The sequence below is a fragment of the Rhodobacter maritimus genome, assembly GCF_058747975.1.
The window spans coordinates 489,898-507,539 of record NZ_CM179095.1 but is presented as its reverse complement, the minus strand read 5'-3'; the positions used below and the strand labels follow the sequence as shown (position 1 = coordinate 507,539).

Sequence of the window (17,642 nt, the reverse complement as noted above, 5' to 3'; positions counted from 1 at the left end):
CCCACGCACGCGCCAGCCTCCGCAGGGAAGGAGATCTGATGACGCGATTTGTCCTGCACCGGGTCCTTTCGCTTGCGGCAAGCCTGTTCGTCGCAAGCCTGGTCGTCTTTGCGGTGATCGAAGTCATTCCCGGCGATCCGGCGGCCTATATGCTGGGCCTGAACGCCAGCCCCGATACCGTGGCCGCGCTGCGCGAGACGCTGGGGCTGAACCAATCCCTGCCGATGCGCTATCTCGGCTGGGTCGGCGGCATGCTGACGGGGGATCTTGGCACTTCCTACACCTATCGCGTGCCGGTCGCGGAACTGGTCGGGGACCGGCTTGCCGTGTCGCTGCCGCTTGCCGCGGGGGCGCTGGTGCTGTCGACGGCGCTTGCCCTGCCGGCGGGCCTTGTCGCGGCCGCGCGGCGGGGGCGGGCGGCCGACGCGGCGGTGATCGGCGCCACCCAGCTGGGGATCGCCGTGCCGAATTTCTGGTTCGCGATGCTGCTCGTGCTGCTTCTGGCCGTGCGCTGGAGGATCTTTCCCGCCGGCGGCTTTCCGGGCTGGTCCGATCCAGTCGCGGCGCTGCGCGCGCTGGTGCTTCCCGCCGTGGCGCTTGCGCTTCCACAGGCCGCTATCCTGGCCCGCGTCCTGCGCTCTGCGCTGATCGAGACGATGGGCCAGGACTATATCCGCACCGCCCGCGCCAAGGGGCTGAGCCGGGCGCGCGCGCTGTTGCGCCACGCGCTGCGCAACGCGATGATCCCGGTCCTGACGATCCTCGGGATGCAGTTCTCGTTTCTTCTGGCGGGCGCGATCATCATCGAGAACGTGTTCTACATTCCCGGCCTCGGGCGGCTGATCTTTCAAGCGATCACGCAGCGCGACCTGATCGTGGTGGAATCGGTGGTGATGATCCTTGTCTTCGCGGTGATCATGGTGACGTTTCTCACCGATCTTGCCTATGCGGCCGTGGACCCGCGGCTGAGGCGGCGCGCATGAGGCCGGGGCTTGTCGCAGGCGCGGTGCTGAGCGGCCTTGCCGTGGCGGCGGCGCTGCTGTCGCTGATCTGGCTGCCTTATGACGTGTCGGCCATGGCCATCGGCCAGCGGCTGCAACCGCCCTCGGCCGCGCATTGGGCCGGGACCGATCATTTCGGGCGCGACATTGCGGCGCTTCTGATGGCGGGCGCGCGCACCTCGCTTGCGGTCGCGCTTGTGGCGGTGGGGATCGGCATGGGCCTTGGCGTGCCCTTCGGGCTGGCTGCGGCGGCCCGGCGCGGCAGCTGGCTGGACGAGGTGATCATGCGCGGCAACGACCTGATCTTCGCCTTCCCCTCGCTTGTCATCGCAATCCTCATCACGGCGGTTTTCGGCCCCTCGGCGGTGAATGCGATCATCGCCATCGGCATCTTCAACATCCCCGTCTTCGCCCGCGTGGCCCGCGCGGGCGCGCTCAGCCTTTGGACGCTGGATTATGTCCGCGCGGCGCAGGTGGCGGGCAAGGGCCGCGCGCGGATCTCGGTCGAGCATATCCTGCCCAATATCGCCAACCTGCTGATCGTGCAGGGCACGATCCAGTTCTCGCTTGGCATCCTGGCCGAGGCGGGGTTGTCCTATGTCGGGCTTGGCGCGCAGCCCCCCACCCCCAGCTGGGGGCGCATGCTGGCCGAGGCCCAGACCATGGTGACCCTTGCCCCGCATGTGGCGCTGTTTCCGGGGCTGGCGATCGTGGCCACCGTGCTGGGGCTGAACCTTCTGGGCGACGGGCTGCGCGATGCGCTTGATCCGCGGCTGCGGGGGCGCGTCGCATGACGCTTCTGTCGCTGCGCAAGCTGTCGGTGACGATCGGCCCGCACCAGATCCTGACGGATCTGGATCTTGACCTGTCGCCCGGCGAAACCCTTGGCCTTGTGGGCGAAAGCGGCTCGGGGAAATCCATGGCCGCGCTTTCGGTGATGGGCCTTCTGCCCGACGGCGCGAAAGCCTCGGGCGAGGTCATGCTGAACGGCCAGAACCTTCTGGCCCTGTCCGAGGCGCGCATGTGTGCCCTGCGCGGGGACGAGATCGGCATGATCTTTCAAGAGCCGATGACCGCGCTGAACCCGCTGATGACGATCGGCGACCAGGTGGCCGAGACGCTGATGGTGCATCGCAACATGCCCCGCGCGAAGGCGCAGCAGATCGCGCGCGCGCGGCTCGACCGTGTCGGCCTGCATGCGCCGCGCTTTCCCGCAAGCCTTTACCCGCACGAGCTTTCGGGCGGGCAGCGGCAGCGCGTGGCCATCGCGCTTGCCATCGCGCTGCGCCCCGCGATCCTGATCGCGGACGAGCCGACCACCGCGCTTGACGTGACCACCCAGGCGCAGATCCTTGACCTGCTGCGCGATCTGGTGGCCGAAGAGGGGATGGCGCTTCTGCTTATCACGCATGACCTTGCGGTCGTGTCGGGTATGGCGCATCGCGTGGCGGTGATGAAATCGGGCCGCATCGTCGAACAGGGCCCGACGGAGCCCCTGTTCCGCAACCGCCGCCATCCCTATACCGCGGCGCTGTTCGAAGCCTCGACCCATCAGCCGCCCAAGGCCGCGGCGGGCGCGCAAAGGCCGCTTCTGGTCGCGCAGGGCGCCACGCGGATCTATCGCCTGCCCCGCCCCACGCCTTTGGCCGCGCATCCCGAATTGCGGGCCGTCGACGATGTCGGCTTCACGCTGCACGAAGGCGAAAGCCTTGGCCTTGTGGGGGAATCGGGGTGCGGCAAATCCACCCTGACCCGCGCGATCCTTGGGCTCGATGCGCTTCAGGGCGGGCGGATCACGCTGGCGGGGCGCGAAACCGGGCCCCAGATGCCCCGGCAGGACCGCGCCATGGTTCAGGTGGTGTTCCAGGACCCCTATGGCAGCTTCAACCCCCGCCACCGGGTGGAGCGCCTTGTGGCCGAACCCTTCCACCTGACCGGTCGGCCCGCCGACTGGCGCGCGCGCGTCGCCGAAAGCCTGCGCGAGGTGGGCCTTTCGCCCGATGACCGGCACCGCTTCATCCACGAGTTTTCCGGCGGCCAGCGGCAGCGCATCGCCATTGCCCGCGCGCTGATCATCCGCCCCGCGCTGATCGTGCTGGACGAGGCAGTCTCGGCGCTGGACGTGCGGATGCGCGCGCAGGTGCTGGACCTGCTGGCGGCGCTGCGCGACAGCCACGGGCTGGCCTATCTTTTCATCTCGCACGACCTGTCGGTGGTGCGCAACGTCACCTCGCGGGTGCTGGTGATGCAGGCGGGCCGCATCGTCGAGGACGGTCCGACCGAGCAGGTCTTCACCGCCCCCGCCCACCCCTACACGCAACGCCTGATCGCGGCCACGCCGCAGATCCCGCCCGCCTGGATGGAGCCCGAAGATGACCGATGACCCGCTTGCCGCCGCCCTGTGGTTCGACCCGGCCGCGTATCTGGCCGGCGGCCGCTGGCACCCCGCGCAGGACCACATCCCCGTCGAGAACCCCTCTACCGGCGCCACCATCGCGCGAATCGCGCGCTGCGGCGCGGACGAGATCGACGCCGCCGTCACCGCCGCAGGCCAGGCCCTTGGCGGCGACTGGGGCGCACTTTCGGCGACCGAGCGGGGCCGCATCCTGACCCGGATGGGCCGGCTTGTCCTGGAACGCGCCGGGGATCTGGCCGTGCTTGAGGCGCTGGATGTCGGCAAGCCGCTGAAACAGGCCCGCGCCGATGCGGTCGCGCTTGCGCGATACCTGGAATTCTATGGCGGGGCGGCCGACAAGGTGATGGGCGAAACCATCCCCTATCTGAACGGCTATACCGCCTATACCCTGCGCGAGCCGCATGGCGTAACGGGGCATATCGTGCCCTGGAACTATCCGATGCAGATCATCGGACGCTCGGTCGGGGCGGCGCTTGCAATGGGCAATGCGGCTGTTCTGAAACCCGCCGAAGAGGCCAGCCTGACCGCGCTTGCCTTCGCGCATATCGCGCTTGAGGCAGGCCTGCCGCCCGGCGCGCTGAACGTGGTGCCGGGCCTGGGCGAAGAGGCCGGGGCCGCCCTTGCCGCGCATCGCGGGGTGCATCATCTCAGCTTCACCGGCTCGGTCGGGGTGGGGGTGCAGATCCAGGCGGCAGCGGCGCGCAACGTGGTTCCGGTGACGCTCGAACTCGGGGGCAAGTCGCCCCAGCTTGTCTTCGACGATGCCGATCTGGACCGCGCCCTGCCCTTTCTGGTGAATGCGGGCATCCAGAATGCGGGGCAGACCTGTTCGGCGGCCTCGCGCATCCTTGTCACGCGCGCGCGTCACGACGAACTGGTCGAGCGGATGGCCGCGCGCTACCGCGCCCTTCAGGCGGGCCCGGCGCTGGAGGATCACGATCTGGGGCCGCTGATCTCGGCGCGGCAGAAATCCGTCGTGGACGGGTATCTGGCCCTTGCCGGCGACCTGGCCCTTGCCGCGACGGGCCGCGTCCGGAACGATGCGCCCGCCGGCGGGCATTACGTCGCCCCGCATCTTTTTGCCGATGTCCGCCCCGGCCACCGCCTTGCCCAGGAGGAAATCTTCGGCCCCGCGCAGGTCGTGATCCCCTTCGAGGACGAGGAAGAGGCCGTCGCCATCGCCAACGGCACCGATTTCGGGCTGGTGGCCGCCGTCTGGTCGGAAAGCGGCGCACGCCAGATGCGGCTTGCCCGGCGGTTGCGGGCCGGACAGGTCTTCCTGAACAATTACGGCGCGGGCGGTGGGGTAGAACTGCCCTTCGGCGGCACCGGGCGCTCGGGCCATGGCCGCGAAAAGGGGTTCGAGGCGCTTTACAGCTTTTCCGCGCTCAAGACCGTGGCGGCCTGGCACGGCTGATCGGGCGCGAAGGGGGCAAGGGTTGCGCCACCCGCCCGCCACCCCCATCTCAAACCCGAGACAGGTTTGAGAGGAGCACGCATGATGCAATGCCCGGTAGATGGCGAAACACTCGTGATGACCGATCGCAATGGCGTGGAAATCGACTACTGCCCGAAATGCCGCGGGGTCTGGCTTGATCGCGGAGAGCTGGACAAGATCATCGACCGCGCCACACCCCCAATGCCGCTGAGCGAACCGCCGCGCAGTGCCGAGCCGTCGCCCCGGCAGCCGCGCGACGATGACCGCCATCGTGACAGGGATCGCTATCACGACCGCGATCACGATCGGGACCGCAAGGATATTCGCCGCTACAAGAAGCGTGAATCCTTCCTGTCGGAACTGTTCGACTTCTGATCCCGCGCTTGCCAAGCGCGCGTATTCTGCCACTCTGCCTCCCCATGGATCATGAGGGGGGCAAGGATGCGGCTGGACGGCAAGACGGCAATCGTGACGGGGGGCGCCTCGGGCTTCGGGGCCGGGATCGCGCGGCGCTTCGTGCGCGAAGGCGCGCAGGTGATGGTGGCCGATCTCAACGGGGCCGCCGCGCAAACGCTCGCGCAGGAAACCGGCGCCCGCGCGCATGAGGTGGATGTCAGCGACGACGCCTCGGTCGCGGGCATGACAGCGGCGGCGATGAAGGCCTGGGGCCGCATCGACATCCTTGTGAACAACGCGGGCATCACCCATCTGCCGCAACCGATGGAAGAGGTCTCGGAGGCCGAGTTCGACCGCGTCCTTGCGGTGAACGCGAAATCGGTCTTCCTGACCGCGCGCCATATCGTGCCGCTGATGAAGGCCGCCGGGCGCGGCGCCATCCTCAACGTCGCCTCGACGGCCGGGGTCAGCCCACGGCCGCGGCTGAACTGGTATAACGCCTCGAAGGGCTGGATGATCACCGCGACACGGGCCATGGCGGTCGAGCTGGCCCCAACCGGCATCCGCGTCAATGCGATCAACCCGGTGGCCGGGGAAACGCCCCTGCTGAAATCCTTCATGGGCGAGGACACGCCCGAGATGCGCGCGAAGTTCCTTTCGACCATTCCGATCGGCCGCTTTTCGACGCCTGAGGACATGGCCGCCGCCGCGCTCTACCTGTGCTCGGACGAGGCGTCGATGGTGACGGGCGTCGCGCTGAACGTCGATGGCGGGCGCTGTATCTGACACCGCAGGAAAAGGACGGGCGCGATGAAGCCGGGGCGGCGAAACCTTATCACCGATATCGACGGGCTGATGGTCGGCAGTGCCCAGGACGCGGGGCTGCGCAGCGGCGCCACCGTCCTTTTGGCCGAGCGCCCCTTCACCGCCGCCGTGCATGTCATGGGCGGCGCGCCGGGAACGCGCGAGACCGACCTGCTGGCGCCCGACAAGATGGTGCAGGAGGTCGACGCGCTCGTGCTGTCGGGCGGCTCAGCCTTCGGGCTCGACGCGGCTTCGGGCGTGGCCGAGGGGCTGCGCGCGATGGGGCGGGGTTTTCCGCTTGGCGTGATCCGGGTGCCGATCGTGCCCGGCGCGATCCTGTTCGATCTGCTCAATGGCGGCAACAAGGACTGGACGCAAAACCCCTATGGCGCGCTTGGCCGGCAGGCGCTTGAGGCGCGCGGCACCGATTTCGCGCTTGGCAGCGCGGGCGCGGGCTTCGGCGCGATGACGGGGCGGCTGAAGGGTGGGCTTGGATCGGCCTCGGCGGTGCTGGAAAACGGCATCACCGTGGGCGCGCTGGTCGCGGTCAACGCGCTTGGGTCGGTCACGGTGGGCGAAGGCCCGCATTTCTGGGCCGCGCCGTGGGAGATGGGGGACGAGTTCGGCGGGCTTGGCCCGGCCGCAGCGGGGCATGATCCGGGGGCCGAACCCGCGCCCATGAAACGGCTGGGCGAGGCCACGACCATCGCCATCGTCGCAACCGACGCGGCCCTGACCCAGGCGCAGGCGCAACGCATGGCGGTGGCCGCGCATGACGGCATGGCGCGCGCCATCGTGCCCAGCCACACGCCTTTCGACGGCGATCTGGTCTTTGCCGCGGCCACCGGCGCAAGGCCGCTGGCCGATCCGGCGACCGACACCTTCGTCCTGGGCCATGCCGCCGCCAGTTGCCTTGCCCGCGCCATCGCCCGCGCGGTCCATTGCGCGCAACCCGCGCCGGGGGATCTGCAACCCGCCTGGCAGCGCCTTTTCAGCCGATGACAGCCGAAAGCAGCGCCGAGGGATGCTCCAGCCCCTCGATCACGTCGAAATGGTGCCGCCCCGTATCGACCGTGACCGGGCAGGTCCAGGCCTCGGCCAGCCACCGCGCCTGATCGAGAAAGACCGGACGCTCGGCCCCGCCCACCCAGACATGGACCGGCACCGCGGGGCGCGGCTGAAAGACCGGGCTTTCGTCCTGCGCGGTCTGCGCATCCAGCTTCAGATCGGCATTCATCGAGGTGCGCAAGAGCGGGCGCAGATCCGACAGCGGAGAGATCGGCACCACCCGCGCGATCCGCGCGACGATCCGGGCGGGCAGCATGCCGGGCGCAAGAAGGCGCGCCACAAGATGCCCCCCCGCCGAATGCCCCGTCAGATGGACCCGCCCCGGAGCAAGATTGCCCATCACCTCCAGCGCCCCGGCAAGCGCCTGCACGATTTGCGGCAGGCGCGCGGCGGGGGCCAGCGGATAGGCTGGCATCGCCACCGACCAGCCCGCCCGCAACGCACCACCCGCCAGATGCGCGAACTCTTCGGGTGCGAATTTAAGCCAGTAGCCGCCATGCACGATCACCAGAAGGTCGGGGCCGCCGCGCCAGAACAGGAACCGCGCCCGGTCCGACGGCCCGGTGTGGACAACCTGGGCGCGATGCTCTTGCAGAAAATGCAGCGAACGCGTGGCCCAGAGGTCGGGAAAACGATTTCCGTCAGGGATATGCGCCATATTGGCATAGGCATCGTCCAATTCGGCCATCTTCATCCTCCGCTTCTGGCCAGTCGTCGGGATGGACTCCGCACCGGCTCCGTGGTTCTTTCCTAACATGCCCAAAGAGGGAGGCCAGCATGCTCGACACAACCACGGACCTGAAATCACTTCTCAACGACCCCAGCCTTCTGGCCACGCGCGCCTATGTTGCGGGCGAATGGATCGAGGCCGATGACGGCACCACCTTCCCGGTGACCAACCCCGCGCGCGGCGACGTGATCTGCGAGGTGCCAAACCTTGGCCGGGCCGAAACCGCCCGCGCCATCGCCGCCGCCGAGACGGCGATGAAGGAATGGGCCGCACGCACCGGCAAGGAACGCGCACAGATCCTGCGCAAGTGGTTCGACCTGATGATGGAGAACCAGGAGGATCTAGGCCGCATCCTGACCGCCGAAATGGGCAAGCCGCTGGCCGAGGCGAAAGGCGAGATCGCCTATGGCGCCAGCTTCATCGAATGGTTCGGCGAAGAGGCCAAGCGCGTCTATGGCGAAACCATCCCCGGCCATATGCGCGACAAGCGCATCACCGTAATCAAGCAGCCCATCGGGGTTGTCGGCTCGATCACGCCGTGGAACTTCCCCAATGCGATGATCACCCGCAAATGCGGCCCGGCCCTTGCGGCGGGCTGCGGCTTTGTCGCGCGGCCTGCGGCGGAAACCCCGCTTTCGGCGCTTGCGCTTGCGGTTCTGGGCGAACGGGCGGGCCTGCCGAAGGGGATCTTCTCGGTCATCACCTCGAAACGCTCGTCCGATATCGGCAAGGAGCTTTGCGAGAACCCGGCCGTGCGCAAGCTGACCTTCACCGGCTCGACCGAGGTGGGGCGGATCCTGCTGCGCCAGGCGGCCGATCAGGTCATGAAATGCTCGATGGAGCTGGGCGGCAACGCGCCCTTCATCGTCTTCGACGATGCCGATCTGGATGCCGCGGTCGAGGGCGCGATGGCCTCGAAATTCCGCAACAACGGGCAGACCTGTGTCTGCGCCAACCGCATCTATGTGCAGGCCGGCGTCTATGACGCCTTCGCCGAAAAGCTGTCGGCCGCGGTGGCCAAGCTGAATGTCGGGGACGGGTTGGAAGAGGGCGTGACCACCGGCCCGCTGGTGAACATGGCCGCCGTCGAGAAGGTTGAAGAGCATATCGAGGACGCGCTCAGCAAGGGCGCGCGCGTGGTGACCGGCGGCAAGCGTCACGAACTGGGCGGCTCGTTCTTCCAGCCGACCGTCGTCGCGGGCGTCAAGGACGACATGCTGGTGACGAACGAGGAAACCTTCGGCCCCCTCGCGCCGCTGTTCCGCTTCGAGACCGAGGAAGAGGTGGTCGCCAAGGCCAATGCCACGATCTTCGGGCTGGCCTCGTATTTCTACGCCCGCGACGTGGGGCGCATCACCCGCGTTCAGGAAGGGCTGGAATACGGCATCGTCGGCGTGAACACCGGCATCATCTCGACCGAGGTGGCCCCCTTCGGCGGTGTCAAGCAATCCGGCCTTGGCCGCGAAGGCTCGCATCACGGGATGGAGGATTACCTGGAGATGAAATATATCTGCCTGTCGGTCTGACCCGGCGCCGAAATGCGAAAGGCCGCGCAACCGCGCGGCCTTTTTCTTCCGACGATCCGGGCGCTCAGCGCTTGTCGTCTTCATCCTCGTCGTCGTCATCGCCTTCGGGCAGGTTGAAGAAGCTGTCCGCGTTCGAGAAATCGCGCGGGTTTTCCTCTTCCTCGTCCTTGCCGCCAAGGGTGAAATTCTCCAGCCCCTGGATCGCCGAGGGCAGGCGCGGCTCGTCGCTCATGCCAAGGCTCTGCTCGGTCGACACCAGCTTGCGACGCTCGTCATCGGTCATCAGCCCGCCTTCGGCGGCCTTCTTCTTCGCGGCCTTCTGCACTTCGCCGTCCAGTTCGGACTGACGGCACAGGCCAAGCGCCACCGGGTCGATCGGGGTCATGTTGGCGATGTTCCAATGCGTCCGCTCGCGGATCGAGGCGATCGTGGGCTTGGTCGTGCCGACCAGGCGCGCGATCTGCGCATCGGCCAGTTCGGGGTGGAACTTCACCAGCCACAGGATGGCGTTCGGGCGGTCCTGACGCTTGGACAGCGGCGTATAGCGCGGCCCGCGGCGCTTGTCCTCGCCGACCGAGGCGGCGTTGAACTTCAGCCGCAGCTTGTAAAGCGGATCGGCCTCGCCCTTGGTGATCTCGGCCTGATCAAGCTGGTTCGAGGCGATCGGATCGAATCCCTTCACGCCGGCCGCCACATCGCCATCCGCGATGCCCTGCACTTCCAGCTCGTGCAGGCCGCAGAAATCCGCGATCTGCTTGAACGAAAGCGTCGTATTGTCCACCAGCCAGACCGCGGTCGCCTTGGCCATCAGGGGCTTGTTCGTCATCGGAGCCATCCTTTACAAATCTCTCCCGCGCCGTGAAATCGGCTGCGACCGGGGTTCTCCTTCGGTCGCGGTCCATTTCGGAAGGGGAATTACCGCGTTATATAGTGCCGAACGCAGACGGAGGAAAGCAAAAATGATCCGCGCAGCCCTGCTGAGCCTGCTCTTGTCAAGCCCCGCCCTCGCCGAGGGCGAGAGGGCCGGCGCGTTCGACTATTACCTGCTGTCGCTGTCCTGGTCGCCGGGGTGGTGTGCCACCACGGGCGATGCGCGCAACGAGGATCAGTGCGACCCGCGCCATGATTACAGCTTCACGCTGCATGGCCTGTGGCCGCAATATGAAAGCGGATGGCCCTCTTACTGCCGCACGGGCGCGCGCGATCCCTCGCGCCGCCAGACGGCGGAGATGGCCGATATCATGGGCGCGGCCGGGCTGGCCTGGCATCAGTGGAAAAAGCATGGCCGCTGCACCGGCCTGTCGGCCGCGCAATATTTTGAAACCGCACGCACCGCCTATGACAGCATCACCATCCCCGAGGTCTTCCGCCGCCTGAACCGCGACGTGAAGCTGCCCGCCCCGGTCGTCGAGGAGGCCTTCATCGAGGCCAACCCGGCGCTTGATCGCAACATGATCACCATCACCTGCGACCAGGGCCGCATCCAGGAGGCGCGCATCTGCCTGACGAAAGACCTGCGCCCCCGCCCCTGCGGCACCGACACGGCCCGCGATTGCCGCATGACGGACGCGCTGATGGAGGCCGTGCGCTGAAGCACGAAGACGGCGGGCGCGGCCCCGAAGGTCAGCTGACCCGCAGGGCGATCTTTCCGATATGGGCGCTGCTTTCCATGCGGGCATGGGCGGCGGCGGCCTCTTCCAGCGGGTATTCGCTGTCATGGATGACGCGCAGCTTGCCCGATGTGACCATGGGCCAGACCTTTTCGTGCAGCTCTCGGGCGATCTGCGCCTTGGCCGCATCCGATTGCGGCCGTAGCGTCGAGCCGGTGATCGTCAGCCGCCGCAGCATCACCTGCGCGAAATTGATCTCGGCCTTGGGGCTTTCGAGGAAGGCGATGAAGACCATCCGCCCGTCATCCGCCATTGCCTTGATATTGCGCGAAATATAGCTGCCGCCCACCATGTCGAGAACAAGGTTCGCGCCACCCTCGGCGCGCAGGATCTCGACGAAATCCTGATCGCGGTAATTGATCGCCGTGGCCCCCAGCCCGACGCAGGCCGCGCATTTTTCGGCCGATCCGGCCGTGGCAAAGACCCTTGCGCCAAGCGCATGCGCGATCTGGATGGCGGTGGTGCCGATCCCCGAAGACCCGCCATGCACCAAAAACCGCTCACCCGCCTTCAGGCCGCCGCGCTGCACCACGTTCGACCAGACGGTGAAGCAGGTTTCCGGCAGGCAGGCCGCCGAACGCATGTCCAGCCCCGCGGGCACCGGCAGCGCATTGGCGGCCGGGCAGGTGACATATTCGGCATAGCCCCCGCCGGGCAGAAGCGCGCAGACCGCATCGCCCACCGCCCAGCCCGAGACACCCGGCCCAAGCGCCGCGATCCTGCCCGCGCATTCCAGCCCCGGCAGGTCCGACGCGCCCGGCGGCGCCTTGTAGGCGCCCGCGCGTTGCAGCGCATCGGGGCGGTTCACGCCCGCATAGTGAACCTTGATCAGGATCTCGCCCTGCGCGGGCACCGGCACCTGCCGCACGGCGGGGCGCAGCACCTCGGGGCCGCCGGGGGCAGAAATCTCGACCACGCGCATCTGATGGGGAAGGCTCATTGCGCGTGCTCCTTGCCGGACAGGGCGCCGGGCAGATCCCCTTGCGGCGAGGGGGCGCGCACCTTCCCCAGAATCGCCCCCAGGCCGGGCAGGCGCAGAACCTGCCCCTTGATCCTTTCGAACTGCATCACGTCCGCGATGCGACGGTCGAGGAAGTCCCAGGTGTCGGCATGCCCCGCGCTGTCATCCCCGATCCAGAAAAGGACCGTCGCGGAATAGACACCCGACAGCGTCAGCCGCTTGGAATACCAGTTATAATCCCGGCTTTCGTCGCCAAGCGCCGTCCAGATGGCATCGACCGTGCCCCAGACCAGCCCGGCCCCCACACCCGCATGCTGCGGGAGCGCGAAAAGCGCCATGCCGCGGCGCACCAGTTCTCGGTCGGCCGGCTCCAGCCGCAGCCGCACGGCGGTGGCAACCTTGTCGCGGAACTTCATCCCGCCAAGATCCGCCGCGCCAAGCGCATCCAGCATCGCCCTGTCGCCCGCGCGATGATAGGCAACCGCAAGATCCACCGCCCCGCGCGGGCAGATCACCGCGGCAAGCGCCGGGTCAAGGCCCGTATCCTCCACCGCCGCGCGAAAGGCGGGTTCGGACCAGCCGTCGAACGGCACATGCGGCACGATCGCATCCAGCAATTCCGCGCGCACCCGATCCGGTTCAAGATGCTCGTTCTTCATCGCGTTTCCTTCCCGTGCAACATGTAGACAAACCCACCGGCCTTTGCTATATGGCCGCTTCCTGCAACCGCATGCAACTTTAACTTAGGAAGGTGGTGACACCACATGCAGGTCAGCGTTCGCGACAACAACGTCGAACAGGCGCTTCGTGCTCTGAAGAAGAAACTTCAGCGCGAGGGTGTGTTTCGTGAAATGAAGCTCAAGCAGCATTTCGAGAAACCCTCCGTCAAGAAAGCGCGCGAAAAGGCCGAGGCCATCCGCCGTGCCCGTAAACTGGCGCGCAAGAAGGCTCAGCGCGAAGGCGCCCTTTAAGGCCCTTCATCGCGCGTTTCAGGCGACTGGAACCGCTGGCGGGTTCGCCCGCACCGATCAACCCCCGTGGCCGCGCCATCGGGGGTTTTTTGGTGCCTCCCGCTGCTGTGACTTGACTATGGCGGGCGCCGGGCGCACCCCTTCACCACCATGCCAGCCCTCGGCCCCGTCTTTCACATCCTCGGATTGATCCTGCTGGCACTGGGGGTTGCCATGACCGTTCCGGCCGGCCTCGATCTCGCGCTTGGCGATCCGAACTGGCCCCAGGTGCTTGAGGCGGCGATCGAGACATCCCTTGCCGGGGCGCTTCTGGCGCTTGCCAGTCGCGTCGAGAAACAACGCCCCTTCGATCTGCGTCAGGCCTACCTGCTGACCGCGGGGATATGGGTGGTTGTTCCCTTCTTTGCGGCGCTGCCCTTTCTTTACGGCCGACCGGACGCCAGCCTGACCGATGCCTATTTCGAGGCGGTCTCGGGCATCACCACGACCGGCTACACTGTCTTCACGGGGCTTGATAATCTACCGCGTAGCGTCGTGCTATGGCGGGGCATGCTGAACTGGATGGGCGGGCTGGGCATTGCTTTCGTGGCGATGATCTTCCTGCCGGTCATGCGGGTCGGCGGGATGCGATTTTTCCAGACCGAGGGCTTCGACACCCTGGGCAAGGTTCTACCCCGCGCCCGGGACATCGCACGCGAATTGCTGCGCGTCTACATGCTTCTGACCGCGCTTTGTGCCGTGATCTACATGATGCTGGGCATGCCCGCGCTTGATGCGCTGGTTCACGCCATGGCAACCATCGCCACGGGCGGCTTCGGCACAACGGACGCAAGCTTCTCGGGCTGGTCGAACGGCGCGCAATATGCCGGGGCGATCTTCATGCTGGCAAGCGCCCTGCCCTTCATACGATATGTGCAGCTGCTGCGCGGCACGCCGCGGGCAATCCTGCGCGACCCACAGGTTGCGGCCTTCCTGCGCTGGTTCGGCTGGGTCTTCGCCAGCGTGTCGGCCTGGCGTTTGCTTCACGACACCGCGCCAGCCGAACAAATCCTGAGGGAAACCTTGTTCAACTATGCCTCGATCATGACCGGGACGGGCTTTTTCTCGGCCAATGTCGAAAGCTGGGGCACTTTTCCGCTGGCCGCCGCGTTCTGTGCAGGCATGATCGGCGGCTGCACCGGGTCCAGTTCCGGGGCGCTGTCGGTGTTTCGCTGGCAGGCACTTGCCGCCGCGATCGTTACGGCGGTGCGCAGGCTGCATGCGCCGCACAGGGTGGTTCTACCGCGCTATGCGGGCAAGATCCTCGATAGCGATACCCTTGACCCGCTGATGTTCTATTTCACCGGCTACATCCTGACGCTCGGAGTGCTTTCTGTCGGCGTGTCGATGACCGGCATCGACATGCAATCGGCCCTGTTCGCCGTCTGGGCGGCGGTCGGGAACATCGGCTTCGGGTTCGGGCCGATGGTTGCGCGCACCGGAACGATGGTCGATTTCAACGATACCGCGATCTGGCTTCTGACGCTTGCCATGCTTCTCGGGCGGCTTGGCCTTCTGGCCATCCTTGTCGTCTTCCTGCCGCGTTTCTGGCGCAGCTAGATCAGACCGGCAGGGCCGTGGTCTTGAATACCGTGCGCAGCGCGAACGAGCTTTGCATCTGCGCAACCCCCGGAAGGCGCGCCAGGGCGGCACGATGGATTCGCGCGTAATCCTCGGTATCGGCCACCACGACCTTGAGAAGATAATCCGCACTGCCCGCCATCAGATGGCACTCCAGCACGTCGGGGATCTTCTTCACCTCGCGCTCGAACGCCTCGAGCACTTCGTCGGCCTGCCCCGACAGGGTGATCTCCACGAAAACGGTCGTCTGCCGCCCAAGCTTGCGCGCGTCCAGAAGCGCGACGTAATCCCGAATGTAGCCGTCTTCCTCCAGCCGCTGCACGCGGCGGTGGCAGGCCGAAGGCGACAGGTTCACACGTTCGGACAGTTCCGCGTTGGAGATGCGCCCGCGCTTTTGCAGCACGGTCAGGATTCGGCGGTCTGTCGCGTCAAGCGTCATGGATGTGCAACTTTTCTTTGTTCAAGCGGAGTTTTGTCGAAGAATACACACATGAGCACGCGGCGGCGAGGCCAAGTTTTCAATGCATTGCCGCGCAACCTGCTGCACGCTGGAGCAATAACAATCCGAATGGAGTCAGGGAGGACCAGCCATGAAGATCGGATGCCCGAAAGAGATCAAGCCACAGGAATTCCGCGTCGGGCTGACGCCGCATGCCGCGCGCGACGCGGTGGCACGCGGCCATGACGTGATGATCGAGACCGGCGCGGGCGAAGGCTCGGGCTATGGCGATGCCGATTATGTGGCGGCCGGCGCGCGCATCCTGCCCGATGCCGATGCCGTCTTTGCCGAGGCCGAGATGATCGTGAAGGTCAAGGAGCCGCAGGCCATCGAGCGCGCGCGCCTGCGCAAGGGGCAGATCCTGTTCGCCTATCTCCACCTTGCCCCCGACCCCGAGCAGACACGCGACCTGCTGGCCTCGGGCGCGACCTGCATCGCCTATGAAACCGTCACCGACCGTGCGGGCGGGTTGCCGCTTCTGGCGCCGATGTCCGAGGTTGCCGGCAGGCTTGCCCCGCAGATGGGGGCCTGGACGCTGCAAAAGGCCAATGGCGGGCGAGGCGTGCTTCTGGGCGGCGTGCCGGGTGTGCCGCCCGCGGATGTGGTCATCATCGGCGGCGGGGTGGTGGGAACCGCCGCGGCACGGGTCGCGGTGGGCATGGGCGCCCGCGTCACGGTGCTGGACCGTTCGATCGCGCGGCTCAGCTTTCTGGACGATCTGTTCCACGGCAAGCTGACCACCCAATACGCCAATCAGGCCGTCACGACCGAACTGGTGCGGCGCGCCGACATGGTGGTCGGGGCCGTCCTGGTGCCCGGCGCCTCGGCCCCCAAGCTGGTCCGGCGCGCGGACCTGGCCCATATGCGCCCCGGCGCGGCCATCGTCGATGTCGCCATCGACCAGGGCGGCTGTTTCGAGACCTCGCGCCCGACCACCCATCAGGACCCGATCTACGAGGTGGACGGGATCATGCATTACTGCGTGGCCAACATGCCCGGCGCGGTGGCGCGCACCTCGACCCAGGCCCTTGGCAACGCCACGCTGCCCTTCATGCTGGCGCTTGCGGACAAGGGCTGGAAACAGGCCTGCAAGGATGATGCGCATCTGCTGGCCGGGCTGAACGTCCATGCGGGGCAGCTGACCTATGCCGCCGTGGGCGAGGCGCTGAATCTGCCCCATATCCGCGCGGAAGAGGCCCTGGCCCTGTAGCGGGCGCATCTCGGCCCGCGCTTGCCCAAAAGAAGAAGGCCCGCCATGACAGGCGGGCCTTCGGCAATATTCACCCGGCTCAGCGCTTCAGCGCGTCGCGGATCTCAAGAAGAACGTCCAGCTCGCTCGGGCCCGCGGGTTCTTCGGGCTTGGCTTCTTCCTTCTTCTCGGCGGCTTCCTTGATCCGGTTCACACCCTTGACCAGCAGGAAGACCACGAAGGCGATGATCAGGAAATTGATGACGGCGGTCAGGAATGCGCCATAGGCAAACACCGGCGCCCCGGCCTCGCGAGCGGCGGCAAGCGAGGTGAACTCACCCTCGCCGAGATTCACGAAGAGGTTCGAGAAATCGAGGCCCCCGGTGATCAGTCCGATGATCGGGTTGATCAGATCGGCCACCAGCGACGACACGATCGCCGTGAAGGCCGCGCCGATGATGATACCGACCGCCATATCCATGACATTGCCCTTGGCAATGAAGTTCTTGAACTCGTTGATCATTATCTGTCCCCACGAAAAACGCCCTTGGGCGCGAACACGCTAGCGTTAACACATTCTGTGCGTTTGTGCAGCCTTTCGCAGCGGGGAAAATTCTGGCTTTCTGCCCATATGACAGACAGGAGTCCGCAATGAACACGCTTGCCCAATTTCCGATCACCAGAAGATGGCCGCCGCAAACGCCGGGGGCGATCCAGCTCTACTCTTTGCCCACGCCGAACGGCGTGAAGGTTTCGATCGCGCTTGAGGAACTCGGCCTGCCCTACGACCCCCATCTGGTCAGCTTCGACACCAATGACCAGATGAGCCCCGAGTTCCTTTCGCTGAATCCCAACAACAAGATCCCCGCCATCATCGACCCGGACGGCCCCGGCGGCAAGCCGCTGCCACTGTTCGAAAGCGGCGCGATCCTGATCTACCTGGCGGAAAAGACCGGCCTCCTGCTGCCGCAGGAAAACCGCTACGAGGTTCTGCAATGGCTCATGTTCCAGATGGGCGGGGTCGGGCCGATGTTCGGCCAGCTCGGGTTCTTCCATACCTTCGCCGGAAAGGAGGTTGAGGACCCGCGCCCGAAGGAACGCTACCGCGCCGAGGCCGAACGCCTGCTGAAGGTGCTGGACGGCGCCCTTGCGGGGAAGGAATGGATCGCGGGCGACTATTCCATCGCCGATATCGCGCTTTGCCCCTGGCTGCGCACGCTGCGCAATTTCTACAAGGCAAGCGAGATCACCGGCTGGGAAAAGCTTGCCCATGTGCCCGCCTATCTGGAGCGCTTCCTTGCGCGCCCCGCCGTGCAGCGCGGGCTGAACATCCCCAAACGCGATTGATGTGGG

The 17,642-nt window shown here is 66.6% G+C and carries 19 protein-coding genes; 13 read left to right on the top strand and 6 right to left on the bottom strand.

Annotation, left to right across the window (positions count from 1 at the left end):
- The first annotated feature begins 38 nt into the window (after positions 1 to 38).
- From AC4PTO_RS02575 to AC4PTO_RS02545, 7 genes are all read left to right on the top strand, one after another.
- Positions 39 to 983, top strand: a complete 945-nt coding sequence (locus AC4PTO_RS02575; protein ID WP_492731564.1) for an ABC transporter permease — start codon at positions 39 to 41, stop codon at positions 981 to 983.
- Complete coding sequence (locus AC4PTO_RS02570) at positions 980 to 1,795, top strand: ABC transporter permease (protein ID WP_492731562.1); 816 nt, start codon at positions 980 to 982, stop codon at positions 1,793 to 1,795. Before AC4PTO_RS02575 ends, AC4PTO_RS02570 begins: the two co-directional genes overlap by 4 nt.
- Positions 1,792 to 3,384 carry an ABC transporter ATP-binding protein gene (locus tag AC4PTO_RS02565; protein WP_492731559.1) on the top strand — a complete coding sequence of 531 codons (1,593 nt, stop codon included), beginning with the start codon at positions 1,792 to 1,794 and terminating at the stop codon, positions 3,382 to 3,384. Before AC4PTO_RS02570 ends, AC4PTO_RS02565 begins: the two co-directional genes overlap by 4 nt.
- Positions 3,374 to 4,834, top strand: coding sequence for an aldehyde dehydrogenase family protein (locus AC4PTO_RS02560; RefSeq protein ID WP_492731557.1), 1,461 nt, complete (start codon positions 3,374 to 3,376; stop codon positions 4,832 to 4,834). Before AC4PTO_RS02565 ends, AC4PTO_RS02560 begins: the two co-directional genes overlap by 11 nt.
- A gap of 84 nt (positions 4,835 to 4,918) precedes the next feature.
- Positions 4,919 to 5,230 carry a TFIIB-type zinc ribbon-containing protein gene (locus tag AC4PTO_RS02555; protein ID WP_492733511.1) on the top strand — a complete coding sequence of 104 codons (312 nt, stop codon included), beginning with the start codon at positions 4,919 to 4,921 and terminating at the stop codon, positions 5,228 to 5,230.
- A 66-nt stretch (positions 5,231 to 5,296) separates the two neighbouring features.
- Positions 5,297 to 6,037 carry an SDR family oxidoreductase gene (locus tag AC4PTO_RS02550; RefSeq protein ID WP_492731554.1) on the top strand — a complete coding sequence of 247 codons (741 nt, stop codon included), beginning with the start codon at positions 5,297 to 5,299 and terminating at the stop codon, positions 6,035 to 6,037.
- Positions 6,038 to 6,061: 24 nt separating this feature from the next.
- Positions 6,062 to 7,057 (top strand): P1 family peptidase, encoded by a 996-nt coding sequence (locus AC4PTO_RS02545; protein ID WP_492731552.1) that lies wholly within the window; start codon positions 6,062 to 6,064, stop codon positions 7,055 to 7,057.
- On the opposite strand, the gene AC4PTO_RS02540 is transcribed toward AC4PTO_RS02545, so the two are convergent.
- Positions 7,047 to 7,811, bottom strand: a complete 765-nt coding sequence (locus AC4PTO_RS02540; RefSeq protein ID WP_492731550.1) for an alpha/beta hydrolase — start codon at positions 7,809 to 7,811, stop codon at positions 7,047 to 7,049. The genes AC4PTO_RS02545 and AC4PTO_RS02540 overlap by 11 nt on opposite strands.
- An 89-nt stretch (positions 7,812 to 7,900) precedes the next feature.
- On the opposite strand from AC4PTO_RS02540, the gene AC4PTO_RS02535 reads away from it, so the two are divergent.
- Positions 7,901 to 9,379: an NAD-dependent succinate-semialdehyde dehydrogenase gene (locus AC4PTO_RS02535; RefSeq protein WP_492731548.1), complete on the top strand. Its 1,479-nt coding sequence runs from the start codon at positions 7,901 to 7,903 to the stop codon at positions 9,377 to 9,379.
- Positions 9,380 to 9,443: 64 nt separating this feature from the next.
- On the opposite strand, the gene AC4PTO_RS02530 is transcribed toward AC4PTO_RS02535, so the two are convergent.
- Positions 9,444 to 10,205, bottom strand: coding sequence for a DUF1013 domain-containing protein (locus tag AC4PTO_RS02530; RefSeq protein ID WP_492731546.1), 762 nt, complete (start codon positions 10,203 to 10,205; stop codon positions 9,444 to 9,446).
- A gap of 133 nt (positions 10,206 to 10,338) precedes the next feature.
- Here AC4PTO_RS02530 and AC4PTO_RS02525 point away from each other — a divergent pair, with 133 nt between their 5' ends.
- A complete protein-coding gene (locus AC4PTO_RS02525) occupies positions 10,339 to 10,971 on the top strand; it encodes a ribonuclease T2 family protein (RefSeq protein WP_492731544.1) in 633 nt (210 codons plus the stop codon).
- 31 nt (positions 10,972 to 11,002) lie between these two features.
- On the opposite strand, the gene AC4PTO_RS02520 is transcribed toward AC4PTO_RS02525, so the two are convergent.
- Both AC4PTO_RS02520 and AC4PTO_RS02515 read right to left on the bottom strand, forming a co-directional pair.
- Positions 11,003 to 11,989, bottom strand: coding sequence for an NAD(P)H-quinone oxidoreductase (locus AC4PTO_RS02520; protein ID WP_492731543.1), 987 nt, complete (start codon positions 11,987 to 11,989; stop codon positions 11,003 to 11,005).
- Positions 11,986 to 12,669 (bottom strand): COQ9 family protein, encoded by a 684-nt coding sequence (locus AC4PTO_RS02515; protein ID WP_492731541.1) that lies wholly within the window; start codon positions 12,667 to 12,669, stop codon positions 11,986 to 11,988. The genes AC4PTO_RS02520 and AC4PTO_RS02515 overlap by 4 nt, the downstream gene beginning before the upstream one ends.
- A gap of 105 nt (positions 12,670 to 12,774) precedes the next feature.
- Between AC4PTO_RS02515 and rpsU the strand changes: the two genes are divergently transcribed.
- Positions 12,775 to 12,981: a 30S ribosomal protein S21 gene (gene rpsU, locus AC4PTO_RS02510; protein WP_010398727.1), complete on the top strand. Its 207-nt coding sequence runs from the start codon at positions 12,775 to 12,777 to the stop codon at positions 12,979 to 12,981.
- A gap of 213 nt (positions 12,982 to 13,194) precedes the next feature.
- Positions 13,195 to 14,580, top strand: a complete 1,386-nt coding sequence (locus AC4PTO_RS02505) for a TrkH family potassium uptake protein (RefSeq protein ID WP_492731538.1) — start codon at positions 13,195 to 13,197, stop codon at positions 14,578 to 14,580.
- Position 14,581: 1 nt separating this feature from the next.
- On the opposite strand, the gene AC4PTO_RS02500 is transcribed toward AC4PTO_RS02505, so the two are convergent.
- Complete coding sequence (locus tag AC4PTO_RS02500; RefSeq protein ID WP_492731536.1) at positions 14,582 to 15,040, bottom strand: Lrp/AsnC family transcriptional regulator; 459 nt, start codon at positions 15,038 to 15,040, stop codon at positions 14,582 to 14,584.
- A 151-nt stretch (positions 15,041 to 15,191) separates the two neighbouring features.
- Between AC4PTO_RS02500 and ald the strand changes: the two genes are divergently transcribed.
- Positions 15,192 to 16,310 (top strand): alanine dehydrogenase, encoded by a 1,119-nt coding sequence (gene ald / locus AC4PTO_RS02495; RefSeq protein WP_492731534.1) that lies wholly within the window; start codon positions 15,192 to 15,194, stop codon positions 16,308 to 16,310.
- Positions 16,311 to 16,389: 79 nt separating this feature from the next.
- Here the strand turns inward: ald and mscL are convergent, their stop codons facing one another.
- On the bottom strand, positions 16,390 to 16,812 hold the full coding sequence (mscL, locus tag AC4PTO_RS02490; RefSeq protein ID WP_492731532.1) for a large conductance mechanosensitive channel protein MscL: 423 nt from the start codon (positions 16,810 to 16,812) through the stop codon (positions 16,390 to 16,392).
- Between the two features lie 128 nt (positions 16,813 to 16,940).
- Here mscL and AC4PTO_RS02485 point away from each other — a divergent pair, with 128 nt between their 5' ends.
- The gene (locus AC4PTO_RS02485) at positions 16,941 to 17,636 is read left to right on the top strand and encodes a glutathione S-transferase family protein (protein WP_492731530.1); all 696 of its coding nucleotides are present in this window, start codon (positions 16,941 to 16,943) and stop codon (positions 17,634 to 17,636) included.
- The last annotated feature ends 6 nt before the right edge of the window (positions 17,637 to 17,642 follow it).

Bases quoted from the DNA above. Each gene is read 5' to 3' on its own strand.
- AC4PTO_RS02575 (WP_492731564.1), top strand. From the start codon at position 39: ATGACGCGATTTGTCCTGCACCGGGTCCTTTCGCTTGCGGCAAGCCTG.
- AC4PTO_RS02570 (WP_492731562.1), top strand. From the start codon at position 980: ATGAGGCCGGGGCTTGTCGCAGGCGCGGTGCTGAGCGGCCTTGCCGTG.
- AC4PTO_RS02565 (WP_492731559.1), top strand. From the start codon at position 1,792: ATGACGCTTCTGTCGCTGCGCAAGCTGTCGGTGACGATCGGCCCGCAC.
- AC4PTO_RS02560 (WP_492731557.1), top strand. From the start codon at position 3,374: ATGACCGATGACCCGCTTGCCGCCGCCCTGTGGTTCGACCCGGCCGCG.
- AC4PTO_RS02555 (WP_492733511.1), top strand. From the start codon at position 4,919: ATGCAATGCCCGGTAGATGGCGAAACACTCGTGATGACCGATCGCAAT.
- AC4PTO_RS02550 (WP_492731554.1), top strand. From the start codon at position 5,297: ATGCGGCTGGACGGCAAGACGGCAATCGTGACGGGGGGCGCCTCGGGC.
- AC4PTO_RS02545 (WP_492731552.1), top strand. From the start codon at position 6,062: ATGAAGCCGGGGCGGCGAAACCTTATCACCGATATCGACGGGCTGATG.
- AC4PTO_RS02540 (WP_492731550.1), bottom strand. From the start codon at position 7,811: ATGGCCGAATTGGACGATGCCTATGCCAATATGGCGCATATCCCTGAC.
- AC4PTO_RS02535 (WP_492731548.1), top strand. From the start codon at position 7,901: ATGCTCGACACAACCACGGACCTGAAATCACTTCTCAACGACCCCAGC.
- AC4PTO_RS02530 (WP_492731546.1), bottom strand. From the start codon at position 10,205: ATGACGAACAAGCCCCTGATGGCCAAGGCGACCGCGGTCTGGCTGGTG.
- AC4PTO_RS02525 (WP_492731544.1), top strand. From the start codon at position 10,339: ATGATCCGCGCAGCCCTGCTGAGCCTGCTCTTGTCAAGCCCCGCCCTC.
- AC4PTO_RS02520 (WP_492731543.1), bottom strand. From the start codon at position 11,989: ATGAGCCTTCCCCATCAGATGCGCGTGGTCGAGATTTCTGCCCCCGGC.
- AC4PTO_RS02515 (WP_492731541.1), bottom strand. From the start codon at position 12,669: ATGAAGAACGAGCATCTTGAACCGGATCGGGTGCGCGCGGAATTGCTG.
- rpsU (WP_010398727.1), top strand. From the start codon at position 12,775: ATGCAGGTCAGCGTTCGCGACAACAACGTCGAACAGGCGCTTCGTGCT.
- AC4PTO_RS02505 (WP_492731538.1), top strand. From the start codon at position 13,195: ATGACCGTTCCGGCCGGCCTCGATCTCGCGCTTGGCGATCCGAACTGG.
- AC4PTO_RS02500 (WP_492731536.1), bottom strand. From the start codon at position 15,040: ATGACGCTTGACGCGACAGACCGCCGAATCCTGACCGTGCTGCAAAAG.
- ald (WP_492731534.1), top strand. From the start codon at position 15,192: ATGAAGATCGGATGCCCGAAAGAGATCAAGCCACAGGAATTCCGCGTC.
- mscL (WP_492731532.1), bottom strand. From the start codon at position 16,812: ATGATCAACGAGTTCAAGAACTTCATTGCCAAGGGCAATGTCATGGAT.
- AC4PTO_RS02485 (WP_492731530.1), top strand. From the start codon at position 16,941: ATGAACACGCTTGCCCAATTTCCGATCACCAGAAGATGGCCGCCGCAA.